The following is a 23184-nucleotide window of genomic DNA, read 5'->3' as shown; positions in this document are numbered from 1 at the left end:
GGCCGCCGGATCATCCGCGTACGTACAGGGGCTCGCCCGGAGGCGTCGTCCCGGCCGGCAGCAGTGCCAGGTCGAGGCCGCGCACCAGGCGGGCCCTCAGCGTCTCGTCGGCGGCCAGGCGGCGGGCCACGGCACGGGCGGTCTCGGCGGGGGCGGCCGCCGGGTCGAGGACGAGGGCGAGGGTGCCGTCGGCCTGCCCGGGCCCGAGGTGGGCGCTCAGGACCTCCGGTTCGGCGGCCACGGCGGCCCGTACCGCCGCGACGACAGCCGGATCGGCGAGCGGGTCGGTGGAGGTGCGGCCCTCGGCGAGCGCCAGCAGCGCCGGTCCGGTCAGCTCGAAGGCCACCGGCCCCGCCAGGTCGAGGACGACCGTGTCGGCCTTCTCGTGGGCGGCCGCCTGCAGCGCCTGGTGCAGCGGGACGGCGACGGGGCGGGCCGCGGGGTCCCAGCGGGCGAGCGAGTCGGTCGAGGTGAAGGCGGGCAGGGCGGTGCGGGGGCCCGCCTTCAGGGTCGGGACGGCCATGTCGCTGGTCTTCTCACGGCGCAGCCCGTTCTCGTCCTCCTCCACCTCGCCGAGCACGGCCACCACGGGGACGAGCAGCCGGGCGCCCTTGAGCGCCTCGAGCACGGGTCCCACGGCGGTGCGGTCCTCGGCCCAGGCGGCGAGCGCCGCGCTCAGCCGGGGGTCGGCGGAGCCGTCGTCGTCGGAGAAGCCGGGGTCGGGAATGTTCTTGTTCGCCACGGTCGTCGACCTTATCGGGGGGATGCTGCTGGGCTTGTGCGGGGCCCGAAACGCGGTGGTGACGGCCTTCACGGGATTCTCAGAGTCTCCTGACACACCTTTAACGCCGGCCCAACGGCGCGCACAGTCGCCGCCCCGACCATCACGGTCATGGAGTCCTCCGGAGCCCGTCGCAACCGCCGCGCTCGCACCTCCCGGCGCCGCCCCCTCCTCCGCGTCGCGCTGGCCGCGGTCGCCGTGCTGGGCGCGACGGCGGGCGGCACCGTCTACGTGAAGGCACAGGCCCACTCCCGCGCGGGAGCCGTATCGTCGTCCGGTACGCCGTCGCCCTCCGCGTCGGCGTCGGCGCCCGATGCGGAGTCGGGGAGCGAGGAGGTGGCGGTGGAGTCGGTGGTTGTGCCCGGGACGGACCGTGAGGCGCTGCTGGCGTCGGCGATGAAGTCGGTGACCGTGCCGGAGGACGCCGCCGTGTCCGTGGCCGTGCTCGACCTGCGCTCCGGTGACGGCGCCTCCTACGGCGAGGGCGCCTTCGACACGGCGAGCATCGTCAAGGTGGACATCCTGGCGGCGCTGCTGCTGCGGGCGCAGGACGAGGACCGTCACCTCACGGCGACCGAGAGGACGTACGCCACCGCGATGATCGAGAACAGCGACAACGACTCCGCGTCGGCGCTGTGGCGGACCATCGGGAAGGCCGAGGGGCTCGACGCCGCGAACGAGCGGTTCGGGCTGACGGAGACCGAGGGCGGCGACGGCATGCTGTGGGGACTCACCCAGACCACCGCCGCCGACCAGCTCACCCTGCTCCAGCAGGTGTTCGGGGACGACTCGGAGCTGAGCGAGGCGTCGCGGGCGTATCTCCAGGGGCTGATGGGGCAGATAGCCGCGGGCCAGCGCTGGGGCGTCTCGGCCGCGGCCGACGGGTCCTCGTGGGCGCTGAAGAACGGCTGGCTGGCGCGCAGCACGACCGCGTTGTGGGACATCAACAGCATCGGCCGGGTGAGCGTCGGCGGCCGCGACCGCCTGGTGGCCGTGCTGTCGAACGGCAACGCGACGCAGGCCGCGGGGATCTCGCTGGTCGAGGCGGCGGCGAAGGCCGCGGTGTCGGTCTTCGCCGACGGCGGCGCGACGGCGGCGACCGCGTCCGCGCCGGCCGTCACTAAGTCCTCGTCCGCCGCCGGATAGCCGCTCCCGGCCGTTGCGGACGGCCCGGCTAGAGGGTCTCGTAGGTCTCGTGGCGGTCGCCCTCGCGGCGGCCGCGCCACAGGACGACCGCCGTCGCCAGCAGCACTCCCCCGGCGCCGCCCGCGAGCAGGCCCGCCCAGCTCGACGTGTCGTCCTCCGTCTTCGCCTCGTCCGGGCCGGCGCCGAAGTACCGCTCGCCGTAGGCCGCGGACTGCAGCCCCTCCGGCTTGAGGTCCCCGGCCGCCCTGATCGCCGCGGCCGGGTCGATGAAGCCGTAGCCGCGGGAGTCGTCGCGGCCGCCTGCGGGTGCGTTGCGGGCGGTGTCCTCCAGGAGCTTCTTGATCTGCGCCGGGGTCAGTCCGGGGTGGGCGGCCTTGACGAGCGCGACGGCTCCCGAGACGAAGGCGGACGCGGCGCTGGTCCCCCAGCCCTGGTAGTACTTGTGGTCCGGGTCGGCGATGACGACGTCGACGCCGGGCGCGCTGACCGTGGCGTACCAGCGGCGGGTGGAGAACGAGGCGCGCGTGCCGTAGCGGTCCACGGCGGTCGCGGCGATGACGCCCGGGTAGGCGGCCGGGTAGGAGATGTGGTCGCCCTTCTCGCCCCCGTTGCCGGCCGAGGCGACGACGACCGAGCCCTTCTTCAGCGCGTACTGGACGGCCTCGTCCTCGGCGGGCTCGGGGTGGGCGGAGGCCGAGTCGTCGCCGAGGGAGAGGTTGATGACGTCGGCGCCCTGGTCGGCGGCCCAGCGGATGCCTTCGGCGAGGGCGTTGCCGCGGGTGTTGCGGGCCTTGGTGCGCTGCGGGTCGCCGTCCTCGAGGATCACGCGGACGGGAAGGATCTTCGCCTCCGGGGCGATGCCGAGCACTCCGTCGCCGTTGCCGTCGCCGTGTCCGTGACCGGCGATGATGCTCGCCATCGCGGTGCCGTGGCGGGCCCAGGCGCGCTCGCCGGGCCGTGCCCCGAAGCCCACCATGTCCCGGCCGGTGAGGACGTTGCCGGCGAGGTCGGGGTGGTCGGCCTCGACGCCGGTGTCCAGGACGGCGACCGTGATGCCCCGGCCCTTGGTGGTCTGCCAGGCCTGCGGGGTGTGCAGGGCGTCCAGGGCCCACTGCTGGCCGCGGATGCCGTCGGCGTGGGCGGTGGAGGGCGGCACCAGGGCGACGGCGGCGGCGAGGAGACAGCACAGGATCCCGGCCCTGCGGGGCGTACGGGTCGTACGGGTGCTCATGAGGGCTGCTCCGAGGGCGTGACGGCGGTCTTGCGCAGGCCGCGCTCGACGCGGTCGGCGAGGCCCTGGGCCTCGTTGCCGAGGCCGGCCTGGGCGGGGGCCGTGGTCGCGCCGTTCGCCGTGGCCCGGGGGGCGGGCTGCGGGGCGTCGACGGTCCTGCCGTCGGCCCAGCCGGAGACGGCGTAGACGACGACGGGCGCGTCGGTGAGGACGGACACCGTCCACGCGGCGCGCTGCCGGTCGCCGAAGCCTGCGGCGACGGTGCCCTTCGCGGCGTACGGGCGGGGCATCAGGTCCGCCCGCTGGGCCAGGCCCTCCTTGCCGAAGCGGGCGTCCAGCGAACGCATGGCGGCCGCGTCCGCCTTGGTGAACAGCAGGCCGACGGTGGTCACGTAGCTCTGGGTGGCGTCGGTGTAGGTGGCGCGCAGGAGACGCTCGCAGCCGACCGGGGAGAGCGCCTTGAGCAGCAGCGGGTCGAACGCGTCGGCGCAGCCGCTGTCCGGGGCGACGGCGATCCGCGTCCAGGTGCGGTCGGCGCCGCCGGGGCCGGCGCCCTTGCCGTCCACGGTGGGCGGGAACAGCTGGTCGACGGGCACGTTGTGCCACAGGCCGCCGGCCGTCACGTAGGCGCTGCGCTCGCTGTCCTCCGCCGAGCCGCCGACGAGCCAACTGCCCGCCGCGGCACCGCCGATGAGGCCCAGTCCGAGGACGGCGCAGGCGGCGGCGACGGCGGTGCGGCCGCGTCTGCCGAGGGTGCGGCGCGTGTCGCGGTATCCCTCGGGGCGCGCGAACGTCACCACGGGCCGGGTGGCGCCGAGGGCGCCGCCGGGGCTCATGGGCGCGCTCCAGGAGAGGGACGGATCGGGTCCGTGGACCGCGTCGGGGGCGACGTCCGGCCGCCGCGGCGTCTCCGGCGCGGGAGGCGCGGTGAACTCGGGTTGCCGCACCGCCGCCGCGGGACTCCAGGCGGGCCGTTCGTCCGCCGCCGGGTCCGGGTGGGGGACGCCGTGCCGTCCGGACCCGGCGCCGTCCGCGTCCGTGTCCTGTCGGCCGGTCCCGGGCACGGGCACCCAGCCGCGGGGCAGGGGCGACCAGGCCCGCTCGGTCGCGGGGGCCGGGATCGGTCCGGGGACGGCGTCGTCGTCCGGACCCGCGGGGCGCGCGTCCGCCCGGTCGCCGGGACGCGTGCCGTCCGGGCCCGGGCCGCCGGGGGCCGTCGGGCCGGTGCCGTGTGCGCCCTCCGAGGCCGCCGGGCCGTGCGGGCGGGGCACGGGCGCGCCGAGGGGGCGGAAGGCGGCCGCGTCCGGGCCGGCGAAGCGTGCAGGGGGTGCGTCGGAGGGGGCCGGGGTGTCCGCGGACGCCGGTCGCGGGCTCGGCCTGGCGGGACGAGGCGGCCTGCGGAAGTCGTGCGGCGGGCCGGGGCGCGGGCCGTGCGGGGAGGCCGGGCGCTCATCGGCCCGCGCGGGCGTCCCCGCGCCGTCGCTCCGGGGGGCCGGGGCGGGGCGGCTCGGCCGCGGCGGGGTGTCCGGGAAGCGTGCCGACGCGGGCGGCGGGGGCGGGATCATGGCGTCCGTGTGCTGGGCCCGCAGCCTGACGAAGCGGGGGGCGGTGCGTGGGGTGGGGGGAGCGGTGTCGGGGGAAGCGGGGGCGCCGTCCCCGGCGGTGGTCTCGTTCTCGGCGGCGGGCGCGGTCGGCGGACCGGCGGACGTCGGGCGCGAGGGCTCCTGGTCACGGTCAGCCGCAGGGGGTGCCGTCCGGGGCGCGGACCCGGGGTCCTGAGGGCCGGACGTCGCCCGCCGCGCGGGGTTCTCGTCCGGCCGGCCGTCGGCGGTCGGAGGGGCTGCCGTCGTGTCCCCCGGGTCGGCCGGTTGCGTCGGGCGCGCGGCCGTCGTCGGGGGCCGGGACGGGCGGGGAGGAGTCGTCGGGCGCGGGGGCACGCCGGGCTGGGGAGGCACGTCCGGGCGCGGGGGGACCGAGGCGCGGCGTGCTTCCGTGCTCATGCACCCCCCGTTTCCTCGTCCCCGGGCCGTCGTTCTGGTACTCGGGCCGTCCTTCTCGTGGCCGGGCGGCCCGGGCAGGACGCGACGATCCGTTCCGGGCACGCATACCCGCACGGGCGGACCGGCATCCCGACGCGGGCGTCCGGCCGGAGCCGTCCCTCCGTGCGTGCGCGTCACTCTACGGCTTGTCGGCGGGCGAACGGGAACCAGTCCGCACCCCCCGGGGCTTCTGCCCGGAACGTCCCCCTACCCTGCGGTAATCCTGTCTGGCAGGCTTCGTTCATGACTGCGCGCGCCGCCGACCGGGCCCGTTACGACCGGGCCACCGCCCATCTCGACGCCCCTCTCGCCCTTGTGGACCTGGACGCCTTCGACGCCAACGCCGAGGACCTGGTCCGCCGGGCCGGCGGCAAGCCGATCCGTGTCGCCAGCAAGTCCGTGCGCTGCCGGACGCTGCTGGAGCGCGTCCTGGCGAAGGACGGCTTCGCGGGCATCATGTCGTTCACCCTCGCCGAGTCGCTGTGGCTGGCGCGTTCGGGGTTCGACGACATCCTGCTCGCGTACCCGTCGGCCGACCGCGCCGGCTTCGCGGAGCTGGCCGCCGACCCCAAGCTGGCCGCCGCCGTCACCGTCATGATCGACGACGTCGCCCAGCTCGACCTGATCGACGCGGCGCGCGGCGAGGGCGGCGAAGTGATCCGCGTCTGCCTGGAGTTGGACACGGCGCTGAAGCTGTTCGGCGGCCGGTTCCGGGTCGGCGCCCTGCGCTCCCCGCTGCACTCCCCCGCCCAGATCGCCGACGTGGCGCGCGCGGTGTCCCGGCGGTCGGGCTTCCGGCTGGTGGGGATCATGGCGTACGAGGGGCACATCGCCGGGGTGGGGGACGCGGTCGCCGGGCGGCCCCTGCGGTCCCGGGCCATCCGGCTGATGCAGACCGCCGCCCGGCGTGAACTCGCCGAGCGGCGCGCCGCGGTCGTGCGGGCGGTGCGGGCCGTCGTACCGGACCTGGAGTACGTCAACGGCGGCGGCACCGGCAGCGTGCAGCACACCGCCGCCGAGGACGCGGTCACGGAGATCGCGGCCGGGTCGGGCCTGTACGTGCCGCGCCTGTTCGACAACTACACGTCGTTCAGCGGCCGGCCGGCCGCCCTCTTCGCCCAACCCGTCGTGCGTCGCCCGGGGGTGGGCACCGTGACCGTGCTCGGCGGCGGCTACCCCGCCTCCGGCGCCGCCGGCCCGGACCGGCTGCCGGTGCCGTACCTGCCCGAAGGGCTGCGCTACGACCCCCAGGAGGGCCCCGGCGAGGTGCAGACCCCGCTCATCGGCTCCCCGGCCGACGATCTGCTGATCGGCGACAAGGTGTGGTTCCGGCACGCGAAGGCCGGCGAGCTGTGCGAGCGGTTCGACGTGCTGCACCTCGTCGAGGGGGACACGGTGACGGCGACCGTGCCGACCTACCGGGGCGAGGGCCGGACCTTCCTCTGACTCCTAGAGCGGGGTGACGTAGGCGCCGGAGATGCCGCCGTCCACCAGGAAGTCGGTGGCGTTGACGAACGAGGAGTCGTCGCTGGCCAGGAAGGCCACGGCGGCGGCGATCTCCTCGGCCTCGGCGAACCGGCCGACGGGGATGTGCACCAGCCGGCGGGCGGCCCGCTCCGGGTCGGCGGCGAACAGCTCCTGCAGCAAAGGGGTGTTGACCGGGCCCGGGCACAGGGCGTTCACCCGGATCCCCTCCCGGGCGAACTGCACGCCCAGTTCGCGGGACATGGCCAGGACGCCGCCCTTGGACGCCGTGTACGAGATCTGCGAGGTCGCCGCGCCCATCCTCGCCACGAACGACGCCGTGTTGATGATGGAGCCCCTGCCCTGGCGCCGCATGTAGGGGATCGCGGCCTTGCAGCACAGGTAGACCGACGTCAGGTTGACCTCCTGGACCCGCTTCCAGGCCTCCAGGCCGGTCTCCAGGATGGAGTCGTCGTCGGGCGGCGAGATGCCGGCGTTGTTGAAGGCGATGTCGACGCTGCCGTAGGTGTCGTGAGCGGTCCTGAACAGCGCCTCGACCTGCTCGGGGTCGGTGACGTCGACCTTCACGAAGGTCCCGTCGATCTCCTCGGCGACGGCCTTGCCGCGCGCCTCGTCCACGTCGCCGCAGACGACGTGCGCGCCCTCGGAGGCGAGCCGGCGCGCGGTGGCGAGGCCGATGCCGCTGCCGGCTCCGGTGATGACTGCGGTGCGGCCGACCAGACGGCGGCAGATGATCTCGTCAGGCGATGCGGTCACTGTGCGGGGCCCTCCGTGCTGATGAAGACGTTCTTGGTTTCGGTGAAGGCGGTCAGGGCGTCCGGGCCCAGCTCACGGCCGACGCCGGACTGCTTGAAGCCGCCGAAGGGGGTCCAGTAGCGGACGCTGGAGTGGGAGTTGACGGACAGGTTCCCGGCGCGCACGGCCTGCGAGACGCGCAGGGCGCGGCCGACGTCCCGGGTCCAGATGGAGCCGGAGAGGCCGTAGGGGGTGTCGTTGGCGAGCCGGATCGCGTCCGCCTCGTCGGTGAAGGGGAGCAGGACGGCCACGGGCCCGAAGATCTCCTCGCGGGCCGCGGCCGAGTCGGGCGCGGCGCCGGTGAGGACGGTCGGCGGGAACCAGAAGCCGGGGCCGTCGGGCGCGGAGCCGCGCAGCGCCCGGGCGTCGTCCGGCACGAACGACCGTACGCGGTCCACCTGCTGACGGGAGATCAGCGGGCCCATCTGTGTGGCCTCGTCGGCCGGGTCGCCGACCGCCACCGCGGCCAGTTCCCGCGCCAGGTGGTCGGCGACCTCGTCGTACACCGACTCCTGGACCAGGATGCGGGTGCGGGCGCAGCAGTCCTGGCCGGAGTTGTCGAGGAACGAGAACGGGTCGACCGCCGCCTTCAGGTCGGCGTCCGCGAAGACGATGTTGGGGCTCTTCCCGCCGAGTTCGAGGGTGACCGGCTTGATCTGTCCGGCGCACCGCTCCATCACCTCGCGGCCGGTGCGGGTGGAGCCCGTGAACACGATCTTCGCCACGCCCGGGTGGTCGACGAGCGCCCTTCCGGTGACCGCGCCGTAGCCGGGCAGCACCTGGAAGAGGTGCTCCGGCAGGCCCGCCTCCAGGGCCAGTTCGGCCAGGCGCAGGGCGGTCAGCGGGGTGGCCTCGGCGGGTTTGAGGAGGACGGCGTTGCCGGCGGCCAGGGCCGGGAAGGACCCCCAGGCGGCGATCGGCATGGGGAAGTTCCAGGGGGCGATCACGCCGACCACGCCGAGCGGCTCGTGGAAGGTGACGTTCCAGCCGCCGGGGGCGGGGATCTGCCGGCCCAGGAGCCGCTCGACGCCGCCGGCCGCGTAGAGCAGCAGGTCGCGGGCGTTGCCTGCCTCCCAGCGGGCGTTGCCGAGCAGGTGGCCGGCCTCGCGGACCTCCAGCAGCGCGAGTTCCTCGAGGTGGGCGTCGACGACGTCGGCGAAGCGGCGCAGCAGCCGGGCCCGGTCGGCCGGGGCGGCGGCGGCCCACGCGGTCCGGGCGGCGCTCGCGCGGGCGACCGCGCGGTCCACGTCGGTCGCGTCGGCGGCCGGGACGGCGGCGACGACCTCCTCGGTGGCCGGGTTGAGGACGATCAGCTCGTGCGGGGAGCGCTCGGACGGGGACGGCTCGTGCGGGTCGGACACGGCGGGACCTTTCACAGGCGTTCGAAGGAGCGGCGCAGCTCCCAGTCGGTGACCGCGGCGTCGAAGGCCTCCAGCTCGACGCGTGCCATGTTGCGGTAGTGGGCGACGACCTCGTCGCCGAAGGCGGCCGACGCGATCGGGCTGTTCTCCCAGAGCTCGGCGGCCTCGCGGAGGGTGGTGGGGACGTGGGCGTAGTCGCCGGTGTAGGCGTTGCCGGAGCAGGCCTCGGGCAGTTCCAGCTTCTGCTCGACGCCGTACAGGCCGGCGGCGATCAGTCCGGCCACGGCGAGGTGCGGGTTGACGTCGCCGCCCGGCAGCCGGTTCTCGAAGCGCGTCGAGCGGCCGTGGCCGACGATCCGCAGCGCGCAGGTGCGGTTGTCGTGGCCCCAGGCGACGGCGGTGGGGGCGAAGGAGCCCGGCTGGAACCGCTTGTAGGAGTTGACGTTGGGCGCGTAGAGGAGGGCGAAGTCGCGCAGGGCGGCGAGCTGTCCGGCCAGGAAGTGGCGCATCACCTCGGACATGCCGTGCGGGTCCTCGGCCGTGCCCGCCATGACGTTGCGGCCGTCCGCGTCGGTGAGCGAGAGGTGGATGTGGCAGGAGTTGCCCTCGCGCTCGTTGTACTTGGCCATGAAGGTCAGCGAGACGCCCTCCTGGGCGGCGATCTCCTTGGCGCCGGTCTTGTAGATCGCGTGCTGGTCGCAGGTGACCAGGGCCTCGTCGTAGCGGAAGACGATCTCGTGCTGGCCGGGGTTGCACTCGCCCTTGGCGGACTCGACGGTGAGACCGGCTCCGGCCATCTCGTTGCGGATGCGGCGCAGCAGCGGCTCCACACGGCCGGTGCCGAGGACCGAGTAGTCGACGTTGTACTGGTTGACCGGGGTGAGCCCGCGGTAGTTCGCGTCCCAGGCGGCCTCGTAGCTGTCCTTGAAGACGATGAACTCCAGCTCGGTGCCGACCTGGGCGGTGAGGCCGTGCTCGGCGAGGCGCTCCAGCTGGCGGCGCAGGATCTGGCGCGGCGCGGCGGCCACGGGCGAGCCGTCGTTCCAGGCGAGGTCGGCGATCAGCATGGCCGTGCCCGGGTTCCAGGGCACGCGGCGCAGGGTGGCGAGGTCGGGGTGCATGGCGAAGTCGCCGTAGCCGCTCTCCCAGGAGGACATGGCGTACCCGTCGACGGTGTTCATCTCCGTGTCGACGGCGAGGAGGTAGTTGCAGCCCTCGGTCCCGTGCCGGAGGACCTCGTCGAGGAAGAACCGGGCGGCGAACCGTTTGCCCTGGAGCCGCCCTTGCATGTCGGGGAAGGCGAGGACGACAGTGTCGATCTCACCGCTCGCGACGAGGGCGTGCAGTTCCTCGACGCCGAGCGGGGGTGTGCGGTCTGCCACGGGAGGGCCTCCTCAGGCTTCCTCGGCTTCCGTCGCCTCGGTGGATCGGGCGGCCGGTGGCCCATAAGGTATTGCGGAGAACCATTGCTTGGGAAGGGGGCACGGCGAGATGTCGGTGGACGCTGACGGCGGACCGGACGACCGGCTGACGCCGGTGCTGCGGCCGGTGCGGGCCGGGAACGGCTTCGAGGAGGCGCTGGAGCAGATCCTGCAGGTCGTCCGGCTCGGTCTGGTGCCGGGGGGCGAACGGCTGCCGGCCGAGCGGGATCTGGCGGAGCGGCTCGGGATCAGCCGGGTGACGCTGCGCGAGGTCCTGAAGGTCCTGCAGGACCAGGGCCTGGTCGAGTCGCGCCGGGGCCGCTACGGCGGAACGTTCGTGCTGCCGCGGACCGACGCCGGCGGCGAGGACGAGCTGCGGCGGCGCGTCGCGGAGACCGACGTCGAGGACGTGCTGCGCTTCCGTGAGGTGCTGGAGGTGGGCGCGGCGGGCCTGTGCGCCGCGCACGGCCTCACGGACGAGCAGGCACAGCGGCTGCGCGAGGCGCTGGCCCGCACGGCGGACGCCCCGCTGACCGACTACCGCCGCCTGGACACCATGCTCCACCTCACCCTGGCCGAGCTGTGCGGCTCCCCCTCGCTGAGCGCTCGGTACGCGGCGGTGCGGGCCACGGTGAACGACCTGCTCGACTGCATCCCGCTCCTGGTGCGCAACCTGGAGCACTCGCAGCGCCAGCACACCGCGCTGGTGGAGGCGGTGCTGGACGGGGACGCGGACGGCGCGCGGGAGATGATGCGGGAGCACTGCGCGGGGACGGCCGCCCTGCTCAGAGGCTTCCTCACCTGACATGATGCATTGGTCTGCAGGCGATCCATTGTGGACGGTGCACCGGTGCGGTGGTGCACCGACAGGGCAGGAGGTCACATGACGCACGACGACACGCCCCTGATCGACGGGCCGCCGGCCGACGGGCCGCCGGTCGACAGGCCGCTGATCGACAGGCCGCCGGTCGACAGGCCGCTGATCGGCGTCAGCACCTATCTGGCCAGGGCTCGCTGGGCCGTGTGGGACATGGACGCGGCGCTGCTGCCCGCCGGGTACCCACGGCTGGTGCAGCGGGCCGGCGGGCTGGCCGTGATGCTCCCGCCGGACGCGCCCGGGCACGCGGCGGCGACCGTGGCGCGCCTCGACGGCCTGGTGATCGCCGGCGGCCCCGACGTCGAGCCCGTCCGCTACGGCGCCGATCCGGACCCCCGCACCGGGCCGCCCGCGCCGGAGCGGGACGCGTGGGAGCTGGCCCTGATCGAGGCGGCCCTGGCCTCCGGCCTCCCGCTGCTCGGCATCTGCCGGGGCATGCAGCTGCTGAACGTCGCTCTCGGCGGCACGCTGACGCAGCACGTCGACGGACACGTCGAGGCCGTCGGCGTCATGGGCAGCCACCCGGTCAAGCCCGTCCCCGGCACGCTGTACGCCGGGGTGGTCGCGGAGGAGAGCTCCGTGCCGACCTACCACCACCAGGCGGTGGACCGCCTGGGCGCGGGCCTGGTGGCGTCGGCGTACGCGGCGGACGGCACCGTGGAGGCCGTCGAACTGCCCTCCGCCGACTGGGTGCTGGGGGTGCAGTGGCATCCGGAGATGGGCGAGGACGTCCGCGTCGTACGCGCCCTGGTCACAGCCGCCTCCCGCCCCACCGCCTGAGCCCGCCCCCCCTCGCCCCGACCGGCCTCAGCCCCCGCCCTCGGTACGACCGGCCTCACCCTGACCGCCTTCGCCCCCGACCGGCGTCGCCTCCACCCTCGCCCCGACCGGCCTCGCCCCGACCGGCCTCGCCCTCACCGCTTCCGCCCCCGACCAGCGTCGCCCACCGCCTCGGTACGACCGGCCTCACCCTCACCGCCTTCCCCCCGACCGGCCTCACCCTCACCGCCTTCGCCCCCGGCCCTCGCCCTGACCGGCCTCGCCCCGATCACCTGGCGGCCCGGCCCTGCGCGAGCGACCGACCGGCCCCGCCGACGCCCGCTCCCTGCCTCACCCCGTGGGGAGCCTCACCCTCGCGCGCGCCCTCACAGGGCAGTGCCCCGGTCCCGGAGGCGAGGATGCCGGGTCACCCGCGCGTCAGGGTCAGGAGGTCTCTCGCGGGGCCCGTCGGGCGGTGGCCGGTGGGCCAGACCGCGCGCAGGTCCCGCGCCAGCGACACGCCGTCCACCGGTATCCCCACCAGCCGGCGCAGCGCCAGTTCCTCCCCCACCGCCAGTTCGCTCAGCACCGCCGGGCCGGCCCCGCTCACCGCCGCCGCCTTCACGGCCGTCGTCGAGGAGAGCTCGATCAGGGGGCGGGCCAGGCCGCCCAGGGCCCGGTCGAGGACCTGACGGGTCCCCGAGCCCTTCTCCCTCAGGATCAGCGGCGTCGACGCCAGCTCGGACGCGGCCAGCGGTCGCCGGCGCCGGGCCCACGGGTGGCCGGGTGCGACGACGACGACGAGATGGTCGTGCGCAATCACGGCGGAGTCCAGTCCGGCCGGCGCCGTGAGACCCTCCACGAAGCCGAGGTCCGCCTCCCCCGCCAGCAGCCGCTCCGCGACGGCCGCCGAGTTGCCCGCGAGCAGCGACACCGCCGTGTCCGGCCGCCCGGCGCGCAGCGCGAGCAGCCAGCCGGGCAGCAGGTACTCCGCGATCGTCATGCTGGCCGCCACCCGCAGCCGCGAGTCCCGCCGGTCCCGCAGGGCCTGCGTCCCCGCGTCGAAGGCCTGGGCCGCCTCGACGACGCGCCGCGCCCAGTCCGTCACCAGCGCGCCGGCGTCGGTGAGCCGGGAGCCGCGCGGCGAACGGTCCACCAGAGCCACGCCCAACTGCCGCTCCATGGAACGGATCCGGCTGCTCGCGGCGGGCTGGGTGATGCCCACCTCGCGAGCGGCCGCGCCCAGGCTGCCCAGCCGGGCCACCGCCAGCAGCAGCTCCAGCGCGCCCAGGTCCGGGACGCGGTGCGCGATCGAGCCGCCGCGGCCCGGCCGCTCTTCCTCCACGCTCCCCATAAGCCCAGCTTATGCCCCCATAGAGCCGTGCTCCCTGGTCCCGGCCGCGCCGTCGGGCGACCGTGGAACCATGGTCACCGCCGCCCAGCCCCTGTACGCCCCGTCCCGCCCGCGCGCCACAGCCGTCCGTCACCTCGGACCGAACTGGTACGCCACGGTCATGGGCACCGCGATCGTCGCCACGGCGGGAGCCGCGCTGCCGCTCCGGATTCCGGGACTGCGGCCGCTGTGCACGGCGTTCTGGGCGCTCTCCCTCGCGCTCCTGGCGGCCCTGCTCATCGCCCGCGCCCTGCACTGGCGCCACCACCGCGACCAGGCGCGCGCGCACCTCCTCGACCCGGCGACGGCCCCGTTCTACGGCTGCCTCGCGATGGCCCTGCTCGCCGTCGGGGGCGGCACTCTCACCGTGGGCCGGGACTGGATCGGCGCGGGCGCCGCGGTCGCCCTCGACGCCGTGCTGTTCACCGTCGGCACGGTGGTCGCCCTCACGGCCGCCGTCGCCGTCCCGTACCTGATGGCCGTACGCCACCGTGTGGAGGCCTCCCAGGCCACGCCCGTGTGGCTGCTGCCGCTCGTCGCGCCGATGGTGTCCGCCGCGCTCGGGCCGCAGCTGGTGCCGTACCTTCCGGCAGGCCAGCCGCGGCAGACGCTGCTGCTCGCGTGCTTCGCGCTGTTCGGGGTGAGCCTGCTGGGCACGTTCGTCATGCTGCCGCTGGTGTTCGGGCGGCTGGTGACCGGCGGACCGCTTCCCCTCGCGCTCGCCCCGACGCTGTTCCTGGTCCTGGGGCCGCTGGGTCAGTCGACGACCGCCGTGGGGAAGTTCGCCGAGGTCGCTCCGGGCGTCCTGCCGGGGGCGGGCGGCCGGGGCCCCGGCGTGCTCGCCGTGCTGTACGGGGTGCCCGTCATGGGGTTCGCGCTGCTGTGGCTGTGCCTGGCCACCGCGCATGTGGCGCGGGCCCGCCGGCACGGGATGGGCTTCGCGATGACGTGGTGGGCGTTCACCTTCCCGGTCGGCACCTGTGCGACCGGAGCGGCGGCACTGGCCCGGCACACCGGGCTGGCGGTCCTCGAGGTGCTCGCCTGCGCGCTGTACGTCGTGCTCGTCGCCGCCTGGGCCGTCGTCGCCGCGCACACCGTCCGCTCGGTGCTCAGCGGCGCGCTGCTCGCAGCGCCTCGCCCAGCGCCTTCGGCGCCTCGGCGAGCGAGGGGCCGTACCACGTCAGGTGCCGTCCGCTGACGAGCGCCCAGGGCAGTCCGGGGAAGGCCTCGGGGCCGTCGTCGGCGGTGAAGCGGTAGGGCTCGTCGGGCAGCACGACGAGGTCCGGCGCGGCGGCCCGCAGTTCCTCGACCGGGATCCGCGGATAGCGCTCGGGGTGCCCGGAGTAGAGGTGGTCGACGCCCAGACGTGCCAGCACGTCCCCGGCGAACGTGTCCCGGCCCAGCACCATCCAGGGACGGCGCCAGATCGGCACGACGGCCGTCCGGCGGCCGGCGAGCGGCGGCGGGGCCGCCCAGGCCTCCTCGGCCTCCGTGAGCCAGCGCGGTGGCGCGGGCGCCCCGCAGGCCTCGAGCACCCGGGTCAGCTCCCGGAACGCCTGCGGGACGTCCCGGACCTCGGTCACCAGCACACGCAGCCCGGCGGCCCGCAGGGCGGCCAGGTCCGGTTCCCGGTTCTCCTCCTCGTTGGCGATCACCAGATCGGGGGCGAGGGCGACGATCCGGTCGACGTCGGGGTTCTTCGTTCCGCCGATCCGGGTGACGGCGAGGTCCGCCGGGTGGCTGCACCAGTCGGTGGCGCCGACCAGCGCGCCGGGCACGGCGCCGGCCACGGCCTCGGTGAGCGACGGCACCAGGGAGACGACCCGCACTACCGCCTGCGCCCCCGGTCCCGTACGGCCTCGATGTGCTCGGCCACCGCGACGACGACCACCCGGGTGTCCGGCACGGTCGCCCGCCAGCGGTGGCGGACCCCGCCCGTGAGGTACAGGGTGTCGCCGCGGCCGAGCCGGTAGGCGCGGCCCTCCGCCTCGATCTCCACCGCGCCGTCGGCGACGTACATCAACTGGTCGTTGCGGTACTGGAATTCACGACCGGCGTCGTGATCGCCGGTGAACTCGGACGCGTGCATCTGATGGTGACCGCGCACGAGGGAACGGGAGCGGGGCTGCGGGTCGGGCGCGGCGGGCTGCCCCTGATCGGCGACCTCTGCGCGTACGACGTCGACGCTGCACGCCGGGTCGGCGGCGGCGAGGAGTTCGACGGCGGTGGTGCGCAGGGCGTCGGCGACCTTCTCCAGGGAGCTGGTGCTGGGGCGCGCGCGGTCGTTCTCGATCTGGCTCAGGAACGGGACCGACAGACCGCTGCGCTCGGCCACGACGGCGAGGGTGAGCTCCAGGGACCGGCGTCGGCGGCGCACGGCCGCGCCCACCCGCAGGGGCTGTTCTTTGTGGTCGCCCATCGCTCCGGCTCCCTCCTTCGCTCGTCGGCCCCAGGCGTGCGGTGTGTCCTCGGACACGTCCGCTGATGAGTTCTCTGCACCCTACGCATGTTCGGCAAACCGTTTCATGTGCCCGTCACATCGAGGACACACGGCGTGACACACGACCTCACAGTTCACGCCAGTCGATCGGACCCCGGAGGCGGTCGGCGCGAGCCCGCCCTCCCGTTTACCCGTTCAATGCGCGGACGACCGTGAGTGTTCCCGCTCGTCCCCGGCGTCACGGGCGTTCACGCTCGGGCTTGAGCATAGCTCTGCGTGGTTGGCCGGATCTTTCCCATGGGCCTGCCGGTCGGGCCCGCCGTGGCCGGACCGGGGGACGCGCGAGGGGCGGGCCCCGTCGCAGGCCATTCGGCCTCACGTCGGTGCCCGCCCCTCGCAGGACGGCCGCGGTGCTGTCAGGTCACCGGGCCGCCCGGCTCTTCTGCCCCGCATCGGGCACCGGTACCCACTTCTCGACCAGTCGGGGGTTGTCCTTCAGCCAGGTCCGGACCGCGTCCTGCTCCTTGCCCTTGCCGGCCTTCTGGATCAGCGCCTCCAGACCGGTGAGCTGGGCCTCGGTCATCCTGAAGTCCTTCAGCCACGCGCCGACCTCGGGGTTGTCGGCGGCGAAGCCCTCACGGGCCACGGTGTGCACGCCGTCGCCCTTGCCCCAGGCTCCCTTGGGGTCCTTGAGCTTCTTCAGGTCGTAGTCGCTGTACGCCCAGTGCGGCGACCAGAGCGTGACGGCGATCGGCTTCTTCGCGGCGTAGGCGCGCTTGAGCTCGGCGAGCATCGCGGGGGTCGAGCCGTCGACGACCCGGTAGGCGCCGTCGAGCCCGTACTCCCCCATGACCTTGTCCTTGAGCAGCCCCATCATTCCGGCGCTGGGCTCGATGCCGGTGATCCTGCCGTCGAACTCGGAGGCGCGGCTCTTCAGGTCCGCCAGCGAGTTCACGTCCTTCACGTACGAGGGGACGGCGAGTTCCAGCGAGGTGGGGCCGTACCAGGAGCCGAGATCGTCGAGCCGGTCGCCGTACTTCTTCCAGTACTCGGCGTGGGTGGTGGGCAGCCAGGCGTCGATCTGGAAGTCGATCTGCCCGGTGGCCACGCCGGTGTACAGCGGGCCGGCGGCGTACTGGGTGGTGGTGACCTCGAAGCCGCGTTCCTCCAGGAGCTCCTTCCAGAGGTACGTGGAGGCGATGCCCTCGTCCCACGGGATGTAGCCGATCTTGATCTCCCTGCCCTTGCCGACGTCCGAGGCGGAGGCCTCGGCGGTGCCGGACGAGGAGCCGAGGACGCCCATGCCGCCGGCGACCAGGGCGAGGACGACCACGCCGACGACGGCCACGGCCGGCCGCGGGCGGTACGTCCACACCGTCCCGCGGGCCTTGGCGGCGGCGCGGCGGCCGAGCGGGGAGATCCGGGTGCCGAGGGCGCCGGTCATCCGGTCCAGGTAGATGGCCAGGACGACGATGCCGAGGCCGGCCTCGAAGCCGAGGCCGATGTCGAGCTGTCCGATGGCCTCGTTGACGGCGCCGCCGAGGCCCCCGGTGCCGACCATGCCGGCGATGACCACCATCGACAGGCCCAGCATGATGACCTGGTTCACGCCCGCCATGATCGTCGGCAGGGCGAGCGGCAGCTGCACGCGCAGCAGGGTGTCGCGGGGGGTCGTGCCGAACGCCTCGGCCGCCTCGACGAGTTCCGCGTCGACCTGGCGGATGCCGAGCTCGGTCATCCGCACACCGGGGGCGAGCGCGAAGATCAGGGTGGCGACGACGCCCGCCGGGACGCCCATTCCGAAGAACAGGATGGCCGGGATGAGCAGGACCATCGAGGGCATGGTCTGGAGCAGGTCCAGAACGGGGCGGAGGGTCGCGCTGACGGCCTTGGAGCGGGCCGCCCAGACGCCCAGCGGGACGGAGACCACCAGGGCGATCACCGTGGCCACGAGCACCAGCGACAGCGTCGACATGGCCTCGTCCCACAGGGCGAGGGAGTCGATCAGGGCGAACCCGGCGAAGGCGAGGACGCCCGCGACCAGACCGCGCAGCCACCAGGCGAGCACCGCGAGGATGCCCGCGAGAAGGAGCGGCTCGGGGGCGGTGAGGACGGCGTCCAGGCCGTCGTACATGCCCTCGACGACGGACTTGATCGCGTCGAAGAGCCAGGCCATGTGCGTGACCAGCCAGTCGACGCCGGAGTCGACCCAGTCGCCGAGATGCAGCCTAGGCACGGGCGGTCACCTTCTTCCCGGCGTCGCGCGGAGTGGTGCAGGCGATCTCCTCGCCCTGCTCGTCGCCGAGGAAGCGCACCAGGCGCTGTCGCGGTACGACGCCGACCAGCCCGCGTTCGCCGTCGAGGACGGCGACCGGGTGGGGCAGCCGCGCGCTGAGCGCGCACAGCGCGGTGAAGGGGGTGTCGGGGGTCGCGGTCCGGCAGCCGCAGTCGGCCTCGTCGCCGCGCACGTCGGTGTCCATGACGGCGGAGGCGGTCAGCACACGGGAGCGGTCGACGTCCTGGATGAAGGAGGCGACGTAGTCGTCGGCGGGGCGGACGAGGATGTCCTCCGCCGTGCCCGTCTGCACGATGCGGCCGTCGCGCATGACGGCGATGCGGTCGCCCAGGCGCATGGCCTCGTTGAGGTCGTGGGTGATGAAGACGATGGTCTTCTTCAGCGTCTGCTGGAGCGTGAGGAGCTGGTCCTGCATGTCGCGGCGGATCAGCGGGTCCAGCGCGCTGAAGGACTCGTCCATCAGCAGCAGGTCGGCGTCGGTGGCGAGGGCGCGGGCCAGCCCGACGCGCTGCTGCATGCCGCCGGACAGCTCGTCCGGCCAGGACTTCTCCCAGCCGGCCAGACCGCACAGCCGCAGCGCCTCGGCAGCGCGCTCCTCGCGCTCGCGACGCGGGACGCCCTGGACGGCCAGCCCGTAGGCGGCGTTGTCGAGGACGCTGCGGTGCGGGAAGAGCGCGAAGTGCTGGAAGACCATGCTGATCTTCCTCGCCCGTACCTCGCGCAGTTCGCGGTCGGTGAGGGCGGTGAGGTCCTGACCGTCGAAGAGGACGCGTCCGGCGGTCGGCTCCAGCAGCCCGTTGAGCATGCGCAGCAGGGTGGACTTCCCGGAACCGGACAGGCCCATGACGACGAAGATCTGGCCCGGCCGGACGGTGAAGGACGCGTCGACGACCGCGGCCGTGGCGCCCTCGGCGCGCAGCTCCTCCCGGGAGGATCCGGCGCGGAGCCGTTCGACTGCCTGCTCCGGTCGTCTGCCGAACACCTTGTGCAGATGTTCGGCCTCTAGCCTGGAAGACACGCGTACCTCTCGATGGGGGGCGGATACCGGAGCACTGGGCGACAGCAAACAGTTGAAGGTGCAACCGACACGGCTCCGGGGCCGCCCCTGCCCTGGCTCGCACAGGGCAAACACGCGAGTGGTTCAGTTCACAGAAGGCTTCACAAAGGTTTACGCCTGCCACGGGAGTGAATACCCGCCGGTCACCCGGGCACCCGTGCGGCATGATGCGTGGCGTGACCGGACGACTGATGCTCCTCGACACCGCCTCGCTCTACTTCCGTGCCTACTTCGGCGTACCGGACTCCGTGAAGGCGCCGGACGGCACCCCGGTGAACGCCGTCCGCGGCCTGCTGGACTTCATCGACCGCCTGGTGAAGGACCATCGGCCGGACGAGCTGGTCGCCTGCATGGACGCCGACTGGCGTCCCCAGTGGCGCGTCGACCTGATTCCCTCCTACAAGGCGCACCGCGTCGCCGAGGAGCACGAGAGCGGGCCGGACGAGGAGGAGGTGCCGGACACGCTCTCGCCGCAGGTGCCGATCATCGAGGCGGTCCTCGACGCGCTCGGCATCGCGCGCGTGGGCGTCGCGGGCTACGAGGCGGACGACGTGATCGGCACCTTCACCGGGCGCGCGAAGGGCCCGGTGGACATCGTCACCGGCGACCGCGACCTCTACCAACTGGTGGACGACGCGCGCGGGGTGCGCGTGCTGTACCCGCTGAAGGGCGTCGGCACGCTGCAGCTGACGGACGAGGCATGGCTTCGGGAGAAGTACGGCGTCGACGGGCGGGGCTACGCCGATCTGGCGTTGCTGCGCGGAGACCCGAGCGACGGACTGCCCGGCGTGCCGGGCATCGGGGAGAAGACGGCGGCCAAGCTGCTGGCCGAGTTCGGCGACCTGGCCGGGATCATGGCCGCGGTCGACGACCCGCGGGCGAAGCTGACGCCGTCGCAGCGCAAGCGGCTGGACGAGGCGCGGCCGTACGTGTCGGTGGCGCCGAAGGTGGTCAAGGTCGCCGACGACGTACCCCTGCCGGAGGTGGCCACCGCGCTGCCCCGGGCCCCGCGGGACGGGGAGACACTGGAGGCACTGGCAGGGCGCTGGGGGCTCGGCGGGTCGCTGCAGCGGCTCCTGACGACGTTGGGCGCACCTCCCGCCTAGGCATTGATCTCACGCCAGAGGATGCTAACTTAGGTAAACCTAACCATAGCGACATGGGAGGCCGTCATGGCAGAACGTCCGGCACGGAAGCCGCGGAAGCCTCACTCCGCGCAGGTCGTCCGCACCGAACGGCTCACCCCGCACATGCAGCGCGTCGTCCTCGGCGGCGAGGGCCTGGCGGAGTTCACCGCCGGCACCTGCACCGACCACTACGTCAAACTGCTCTTCGGTCCCGACGGCGTGACCTACCCGGAGCCGTTCGACCTGGAACGCGTCCGTGCCGAGTTCCCCCGTGAGCAGTGGCCCGTGACCCGGACGTACACGGTGCGCGACTGGGACGCCGAACACCGCGAGCTGACCCTGGACTTCGTGATCCACGGCGACGAGGGCCTGGCCGGGCCGTGGGCGACCCGCGTCCAGCCGGGCGAGACCGTCCGCTTCATGGGTCCCGGCGGCGCCTACGCTCCCGACCCGGCCGCCGACTGGCATCTGCTGGCCGGCGACGAGAGCGCCCTGCCCGCCATCGCCGCCGCCCTGGAGTCGCTGCCCGCCGGCGCCGTCGCCCACGCCTTCATCGAGGTGGCCGGCCCCGAGGAGGAGCAGAAGATCGAGTCCGACGTGGAGGTCGTCTGGCTGCACCGCGGCGACCGGCCGGTCGGCGAGAAGCTCGTCGAGGCCGTGCGGGCGCTGGAGTTCCCCGAGGGCCGTGTGCACGCGTTCGTGCACGGCGAGGCGGCCGGCGTGAAGGAGCTGCGCAAGCTGCTGCGCGTCGAACTGCAGATCCCGCGCGAGGACCTGTCGATCTCCGGCTACTGGCGGCTCGGCCACAACGAGGACGGCTGGCAGGCCTCCAAGCGGGAGTGGAACGCCCGCGTGGAGGCCGAGCAGGAGGGCGTGGCGTCGACCGCGTGACCCGCGGCCGGCGGCCCGCCCCGCCCCCGTGAAGCGGGCCGCCGGCAAGGCCACCCCGGCCGCACCGCCCCAGCCGCGCCGAACCGCCCCGGCCGCACCGCACCGCCGGACAGTCGCACCGCCGGACAGTCGCACCGCCGGACAGTCGCACCGCCGGACCGGCCGCGCACCGCCGCCGCGATCCCTCCGGACTCCGGCCCTCCGTACCGCCGCCCCTCGGAACCGAGGCGGCGCGCCGCCTGCGGCTACACCGACCGCTGGTAGGACCGGAACGTCCTGATCGACAGCCACACGGCCGCCACCGCGAGCGCGAGCAGCGCGCCTGTCCGCACGAGCACCGCGCCCCAGTCGGGATCCGCGGACAGGGCCGAACGGCCCGCCGCCATCGCCCAGTCCAAGGGGTTGAACCGGGCCACGTGCCGTATCCAGCCGGGCATCCGCTCCGGCGCCATGAACGCGCTGGAGAGGAAGGTCAGCGGCAGCAGCAGGAACGTGTTGACGCCGATGATCGACTCGCGCTCGCGCACCAGCATGCCCAGGGCGTTGGACAGCGCCCCGAAGACGGTGCCCAGCAGCACCGAGGCGACGACCAGGACGACGACGCCGGCGAAGCCGCCCGGGTAGTCCGCCCCGCCCGCCAGCCCGAGCAGCACGATGACGGCCGACTGCAGGGCGGTGACGATGCCGTTGTGGACGATGTTGCCGTTCATCAGTGCGGCCCGGCTCGCCGGGGTGGTGAGGAAGCGGTTGAGGGTGCCGCGCTGGATCTCCTCCAATGTGCCCATGCCGGCCCACAGATTGGAGGCGAGGGCGCTCATCACCACCACGCCCGGCACCAGGTAGTCGAGGTAGGAGGCGGTGCCGAAGCCGCCCAGCGCGACGACGTTCTCGAAGAGGCCGCCGAAGAGGAACAGCCAGATCACCGGCTGGATCAGGGTGATCACGGCATACGCGGGCTGGCGGGCGAACACCATCAGCTGGCGCTGTGTCATGTACCAGGTCTGTACGAGCGCGGTGCTCATCGGGCGCCTCCGGCGGACACGAGGGCCTCGTCGGCGGTCCCGCTGCCGGCCTCGGCGTAGCGTCGGCCCGCGTACCGCAGGTAGACGTCGTCGAGGGAGGGCCGGGCCACGGTCGCGGTGGCGACGGTGACGCCGGCCCGCTCCAGCGCGCCGAGGAGGGCCGGCACCGCCGCCGCACCGTCCTGGGCGCGGACGCTGATCCGCGCCCCGTCGAACGTCACCTCGGACACCCCCGGGAGGGCCCCCAGGGCGCCGTCCAGGAGCACGCGGCCGGCCTCGCCGAGCGCGGTGCGCAGCTCCATGTGCACGGCGTCGCCGCGGAGTTCGCCCTTGAGGGAGTCGGGGGTTCCCGTGACGACGATCCGGCCGCGGTCGACGATGGCGACCCGCTCGGCGAGCCGGTCGGCCTCGTCCAGGTAGTGAGTGGTGAGCACGATGGTCAGCCCCTCCTCGCCGGCCAGCCGCCCGACCTCGTCCCACATCGCGCCGCGTGCCTGCGGGTCCAGGCCGGTGGTGGGCTCGTCGAGGAAGAGCACCTCGGGCCGGTGCACGAGGCCGAGCGCCACGTCGAGCCGGCGCCGCATGCCGCCGGAGTAGCCCTTGACCGGGCGCCGGGCCGCGCCGGTGAGCGCGAAGCGTTCGAGCAGTTCGTCCACCCGGCGGTCCAGGGCGGCGCCCTTCAGGCCGTAGAGCCTGCCCTGCAGGCGGAGGTTGTCGCGGCCGGTGGCGACCGGGTCGGCGCCGGAGTTCTGCGCGACCACGCCGATCGCCCGGCGCACCCGGTCCGGGTGGCGCAGCACGTCGTGCCCGGCGACCGTGGCCGAGCCGGAGTCGGGCCGGGCGAGCGTGGTGAGGATCTTGACGGCGGTCGACTTGCCCGCGCCGTTGGGGCCGAGCAGCGCGAAGACGGTGCCGGGCTCCACGGTGACGTCGAGGCCGTTCAGGGCGGTGACCCCGCCGGGGTAGGTCTTGACGAGATGACGCGCCTGCACTGCGGGCGCACGAGTCGTACTCATGGCGATGCTGCTCTCCTGTGTGAGCGGACATGACTGCTGATCCGCCG

The 23184-nt window shown here is 74.2% G+C and carries 20 protein-coding genes; 7 read left to right on the top strand and 13 right to left on the bottom strand.

The features are described from left to right. Positions 1-10: 10 nt before the first annotated feature. Positions 11-742 carry an SseB family protein gene (locus ACZ7DE_RS18605; RefSeq protein ID WP_470762445.1) on the bottom strand — a complete coding sequence of 244 codons (732 nt, stop codon included), beginning with the start codon at positions 740-742 and terminating at the stop codon, positions 11-13. Between the two features lie 150 nt (positions 743-892). Between ACZ7DE_RS18605 and ACZ7DE_RS18600 the strand changes: the two genes are divergently transcribed. Continuing rightward, positions 893-1927, top strand: a complete 1035-nt coding sequence (locus ACZ7DE_RS18600; RefSeq protein ID WP_470762444.1) for a serine hydrolase — start codon at positions 893-895, stop codon at positions 1925-1927. A gap of 28 nt (positions 1928-1955) precedes the next feature. Here ACZ7DE_RS18600 and mycP read toward each other — a convergent pair whose 3' ends face one another. Together mycP and ACZ7DE_RS18590 are read right to left on the bottom strand one after the other, a co-directional pair. Next, on the bottom strand, positions 1956-3158 hold the full coding sequence (mycP, locus tag ACZ7DE_RS18595) for a type VII secretion-associated serine protease mycosin (protein WP_470762442.1): 1203 nt from the start codon (positions 3156-3158) through the stop codon (positions 1956-1958). Next, the gene (locus ACZ7DE_RS18590) at positions 3155-5158 is read right to left on the bottom strand and encodes a hypothetical protein (protein ID WP_470762440.1); all 2004 of its coding nucleotides are present in this window, start codon (positions 5156-5158) and stop codon (positions 3155-3157) included. Before ACZ7DE_RS18590 ends, mycP begins: the two co-directional genes overlap by 4 nt. Positions 5159-5440: 282 nt before the next feature. Here ACZ7DE_RS18590 and ACZ7DE_RS18585 point away from each other — a divergent pair, with 282 nt between their 5' ends. Further along, a complete protein-coding gene (locus tag ACZ7DE_RS18585; RefSeq protein WP_470762438.1) occupies positions 5441-6643 on the top strand; it encodes an amino acid deaminase/aldolase in 1203 nt (400 codons plus the stop codon). A gap of 3 nt (positions 6644-6646) precedes the next feature. On the opposite strand, the gene ACZ7DE_RS18580 is transcribed toward ACZ7DE_RS18585, so the two are convergent. From ACZ7DE_RS18580 to ACZ7DE_RS18570, 3 genes are read right to left on the bottom strand one after another with little or no spacing between them, the layout of a single operon-like run. Then, positions 6647-7438 (bottom strand): 3-oxoacyl-ACP reductase, encoded by a 792-nt coding sequence (locus tag ACZ7DE_RS18580; protein WP_470762436.1) that lies wholly within the window; start codon positions 7436-7438, stop codon positions 6647-6649. Continuing rightward, positions 7435-8838 (bottom strand): aldehyde dehydrogenase family protein, encoded by a 1404-nt coding sequence (locus ACZ7DE_RS18575; RefSeq protein ID WP_470762434.1) that lies wholly within the window; start codon positions 8836-8838, stop codon positions 7435-7437. Before ACZ7DE_RS18575 ends, ACZ7DE_RS18580 begins: the two co-directional genes overlap by 4 nt. Positions 8839-8849: 11 nt before the next feature. Continuing rightward, the gene (locus ACZ7DE_RS18570; protein WP_470762432.1) at positions 8850-10220 is read right to left on the bottom strand and encodes a glutamine synthetase family protein; all 1371 of its coding nucleotides are present in this window, start codon (positions 10218-10220) and stop codon (positions 8850-8852) included. Between the two features lie 109 nt (positions 10221-10329). Here ACZ7DE_RS18570 and ACZ7DE_RS18565 point away from each other — a divergent pair, with 109 nt between their 5' ends. Further along, on the top strand, positions 10330-11064 hold the full coding sequence (locus ACZ7DE_RS18565; protein WP_470762430.1) for a FadR/GntR family transcriptional regulator: 735 nt from the start codon (positions 10330-10332) through the stop codon (positions 11062-11064). A 225-nt stretch (positions 11065-11289) separates the two neighbouring features. Beyond that, positions 11290-11916 (top strand): gamma-glutamyl-gamma-aminobutyrate hydrolase family protein, encoded by a 627-nt coding sequence (locus ACZ7DE_RS18560; protein WP_470762834.1) that lies wholly within the window; start codon positions 11290-11292, stop codon positions 11914-11916. Positions 11917-12322: 406 nt separating this feature from the next. Here the strand turns inward: ACZ7DE_RS18560 and ACZ7DE_RS18555 are convergent, their stop codons facing one another. Further along, on the bottom strand, positions 12323-13249 hold the full coding sequence (locus ACZ7DE_RS18555; protein WP_470762429.1) for a LysR family transcriptional regulator: 927 nt from the start codon (positions 13247-13249) through the stop codon (positions 12323-12325). Positions 13250-13319: 70 nt separating this feature from the next. Here ACZ7DE_RS18555 and ACZ7DE_RS18550 point away from each other — a divergent pair, with 70 nt between their 5' ends. Next, a complete protein-coding gene (locus ACZ7DE_RS18550; protein ID WP_470762427.1) occupies positions 13320-14486 on the top strand; it encodes a TDT family transporter in 1167 nt (388 codons plus the stop codon). On the opposite strand, the gene ACZ7DE_RS18545 is transcribed toward ACZ7DE_RS18550, so the two are convergent. From ACZ7DE_RS18545 to ACZ7DE_RS18530, 4 genes are all read right to left on the bottom strand, one after another. Then, entirely contained in the window at positions 14398-15117 is a 720-nt protein-coding gene (locus tag ACZ7DE_RS18545) for a helical backbone metal receptor (protein ID WP_470762426.1), read from the bottom strand. The two genes, ACZ7DE_RS18550 and ACZ7DE_RS18545, sit on opposite strands and share 89 nt — an antisense overlap. After that, complete coding sequence (locus tag ACZ7DE_RS18540; RefSeq protein ID WP_470762424.1) at positions 15117-15707, bottom strand: helix-turn-helix domain-containing protein; 591 nt, start codon at positions 15705-15707, stop codon at positions 15117-15119. Before ACZ7DE_RS18540 ends, ACZ7DE_RS18545 begins: the two co-directional genes overlap by 1 nt. 442 nt (positions 15708-16149) lie before the next feature. Next, positions 16150-17964, bottom strand: coding sequence for an ABC transporter permease/substrate binding protein (locus tag ACZ7DE_RS18535; protein WP_470762422.1), 1815 nt, complete (start codon positions 17962-17964; stop codon positions 16150-16152). After that, positions 17957-19042, bottom strand: a complete 1086-nt coding sequence (locus tag ACZ7DE_RS18530; RefSeq protein ID WP_470762421.1) for a quaternary amine ABC transporter ATP-binding protein — start codon at positions 19040-19042, stop codon at positions 17957-17959. Before ACZ7DE_RS18530 ends, ACZ7DE_RS18535 begins: the two co-directional genes overlap by 8 nt. Before the next feature lie 206 nt (positions 19043-19248). Between ACZ7DE_RS18530 and ACZ7DE_RS18525 the strand changes: the two genes are divergently transcribed. Both ACZ7DE_RS18525 and ACZ7DE_RS18520 read left to right on the top strand, forming a co-directional pair. Further along, entirely contained in the window at positions 19249-20187 is a 939-nt protein-coding gene (locus ACZ7DE_RS18525) for a 5'-3' exonuclease (protein ID WP_470762832.1), read from the top strand. 66 nt (positions 20188-20253) lie between these two features. Beyond that, entirely contained in the window at positions 20254-21099 is an 846-nt protein-coding gene (locus tag ACZ7DE_RS18520; RefSeq protein ID WP_470762420.1) for a siderophore-interacting protein, read from the top strand. Between the two features lie 245 nt (positions 21100-21344). Here the strand turns inward: ACZ7DE_RS18520 and ACZ7DE_RS18515 are convergent, their stop codons facing one another. Together ACZ7DE_RS18515 and ACZ7DE_RS18510 are read right to left on the bottom strand one after the other, a co-directional pair. After that, positions 21345-22121, bottom strand: coding sequence for an ABC transporter permease (locus tag ACZ7DE_RS18515; RefSeq protein ID WP_470762418.1), 777 nt, complete (start codon positions 22119-22121; stop codon positions 21345-21347). Further along, positions 22118-23137 carry an ATP-binding cassette domain-containing protein gene (locus ACZ7DE_RS18510; protein ID WP_470762416.1) on the bottom strand — a complete coding sequence of 340 codons (1020 nt, stop codon included), beginning with the start codon at positions 23135-23137 and terminating at the stop codon, positions 22118-22120. The genes ACZ7DE_RS18515 and ACZ7DE_RS18510 overlap by 4 nt, the downstream gene beginning before the upstream one ends. Positions 23138-23184 lie beyond the last annotated feature (47 nt).

The sequence above is a fragment of the Streptomyces sp. NPDC037083 genome (assembly GCF_055606485.1).
This window is presented reverse-complemented; position numbering and strand designations above follow the sequence as displayed.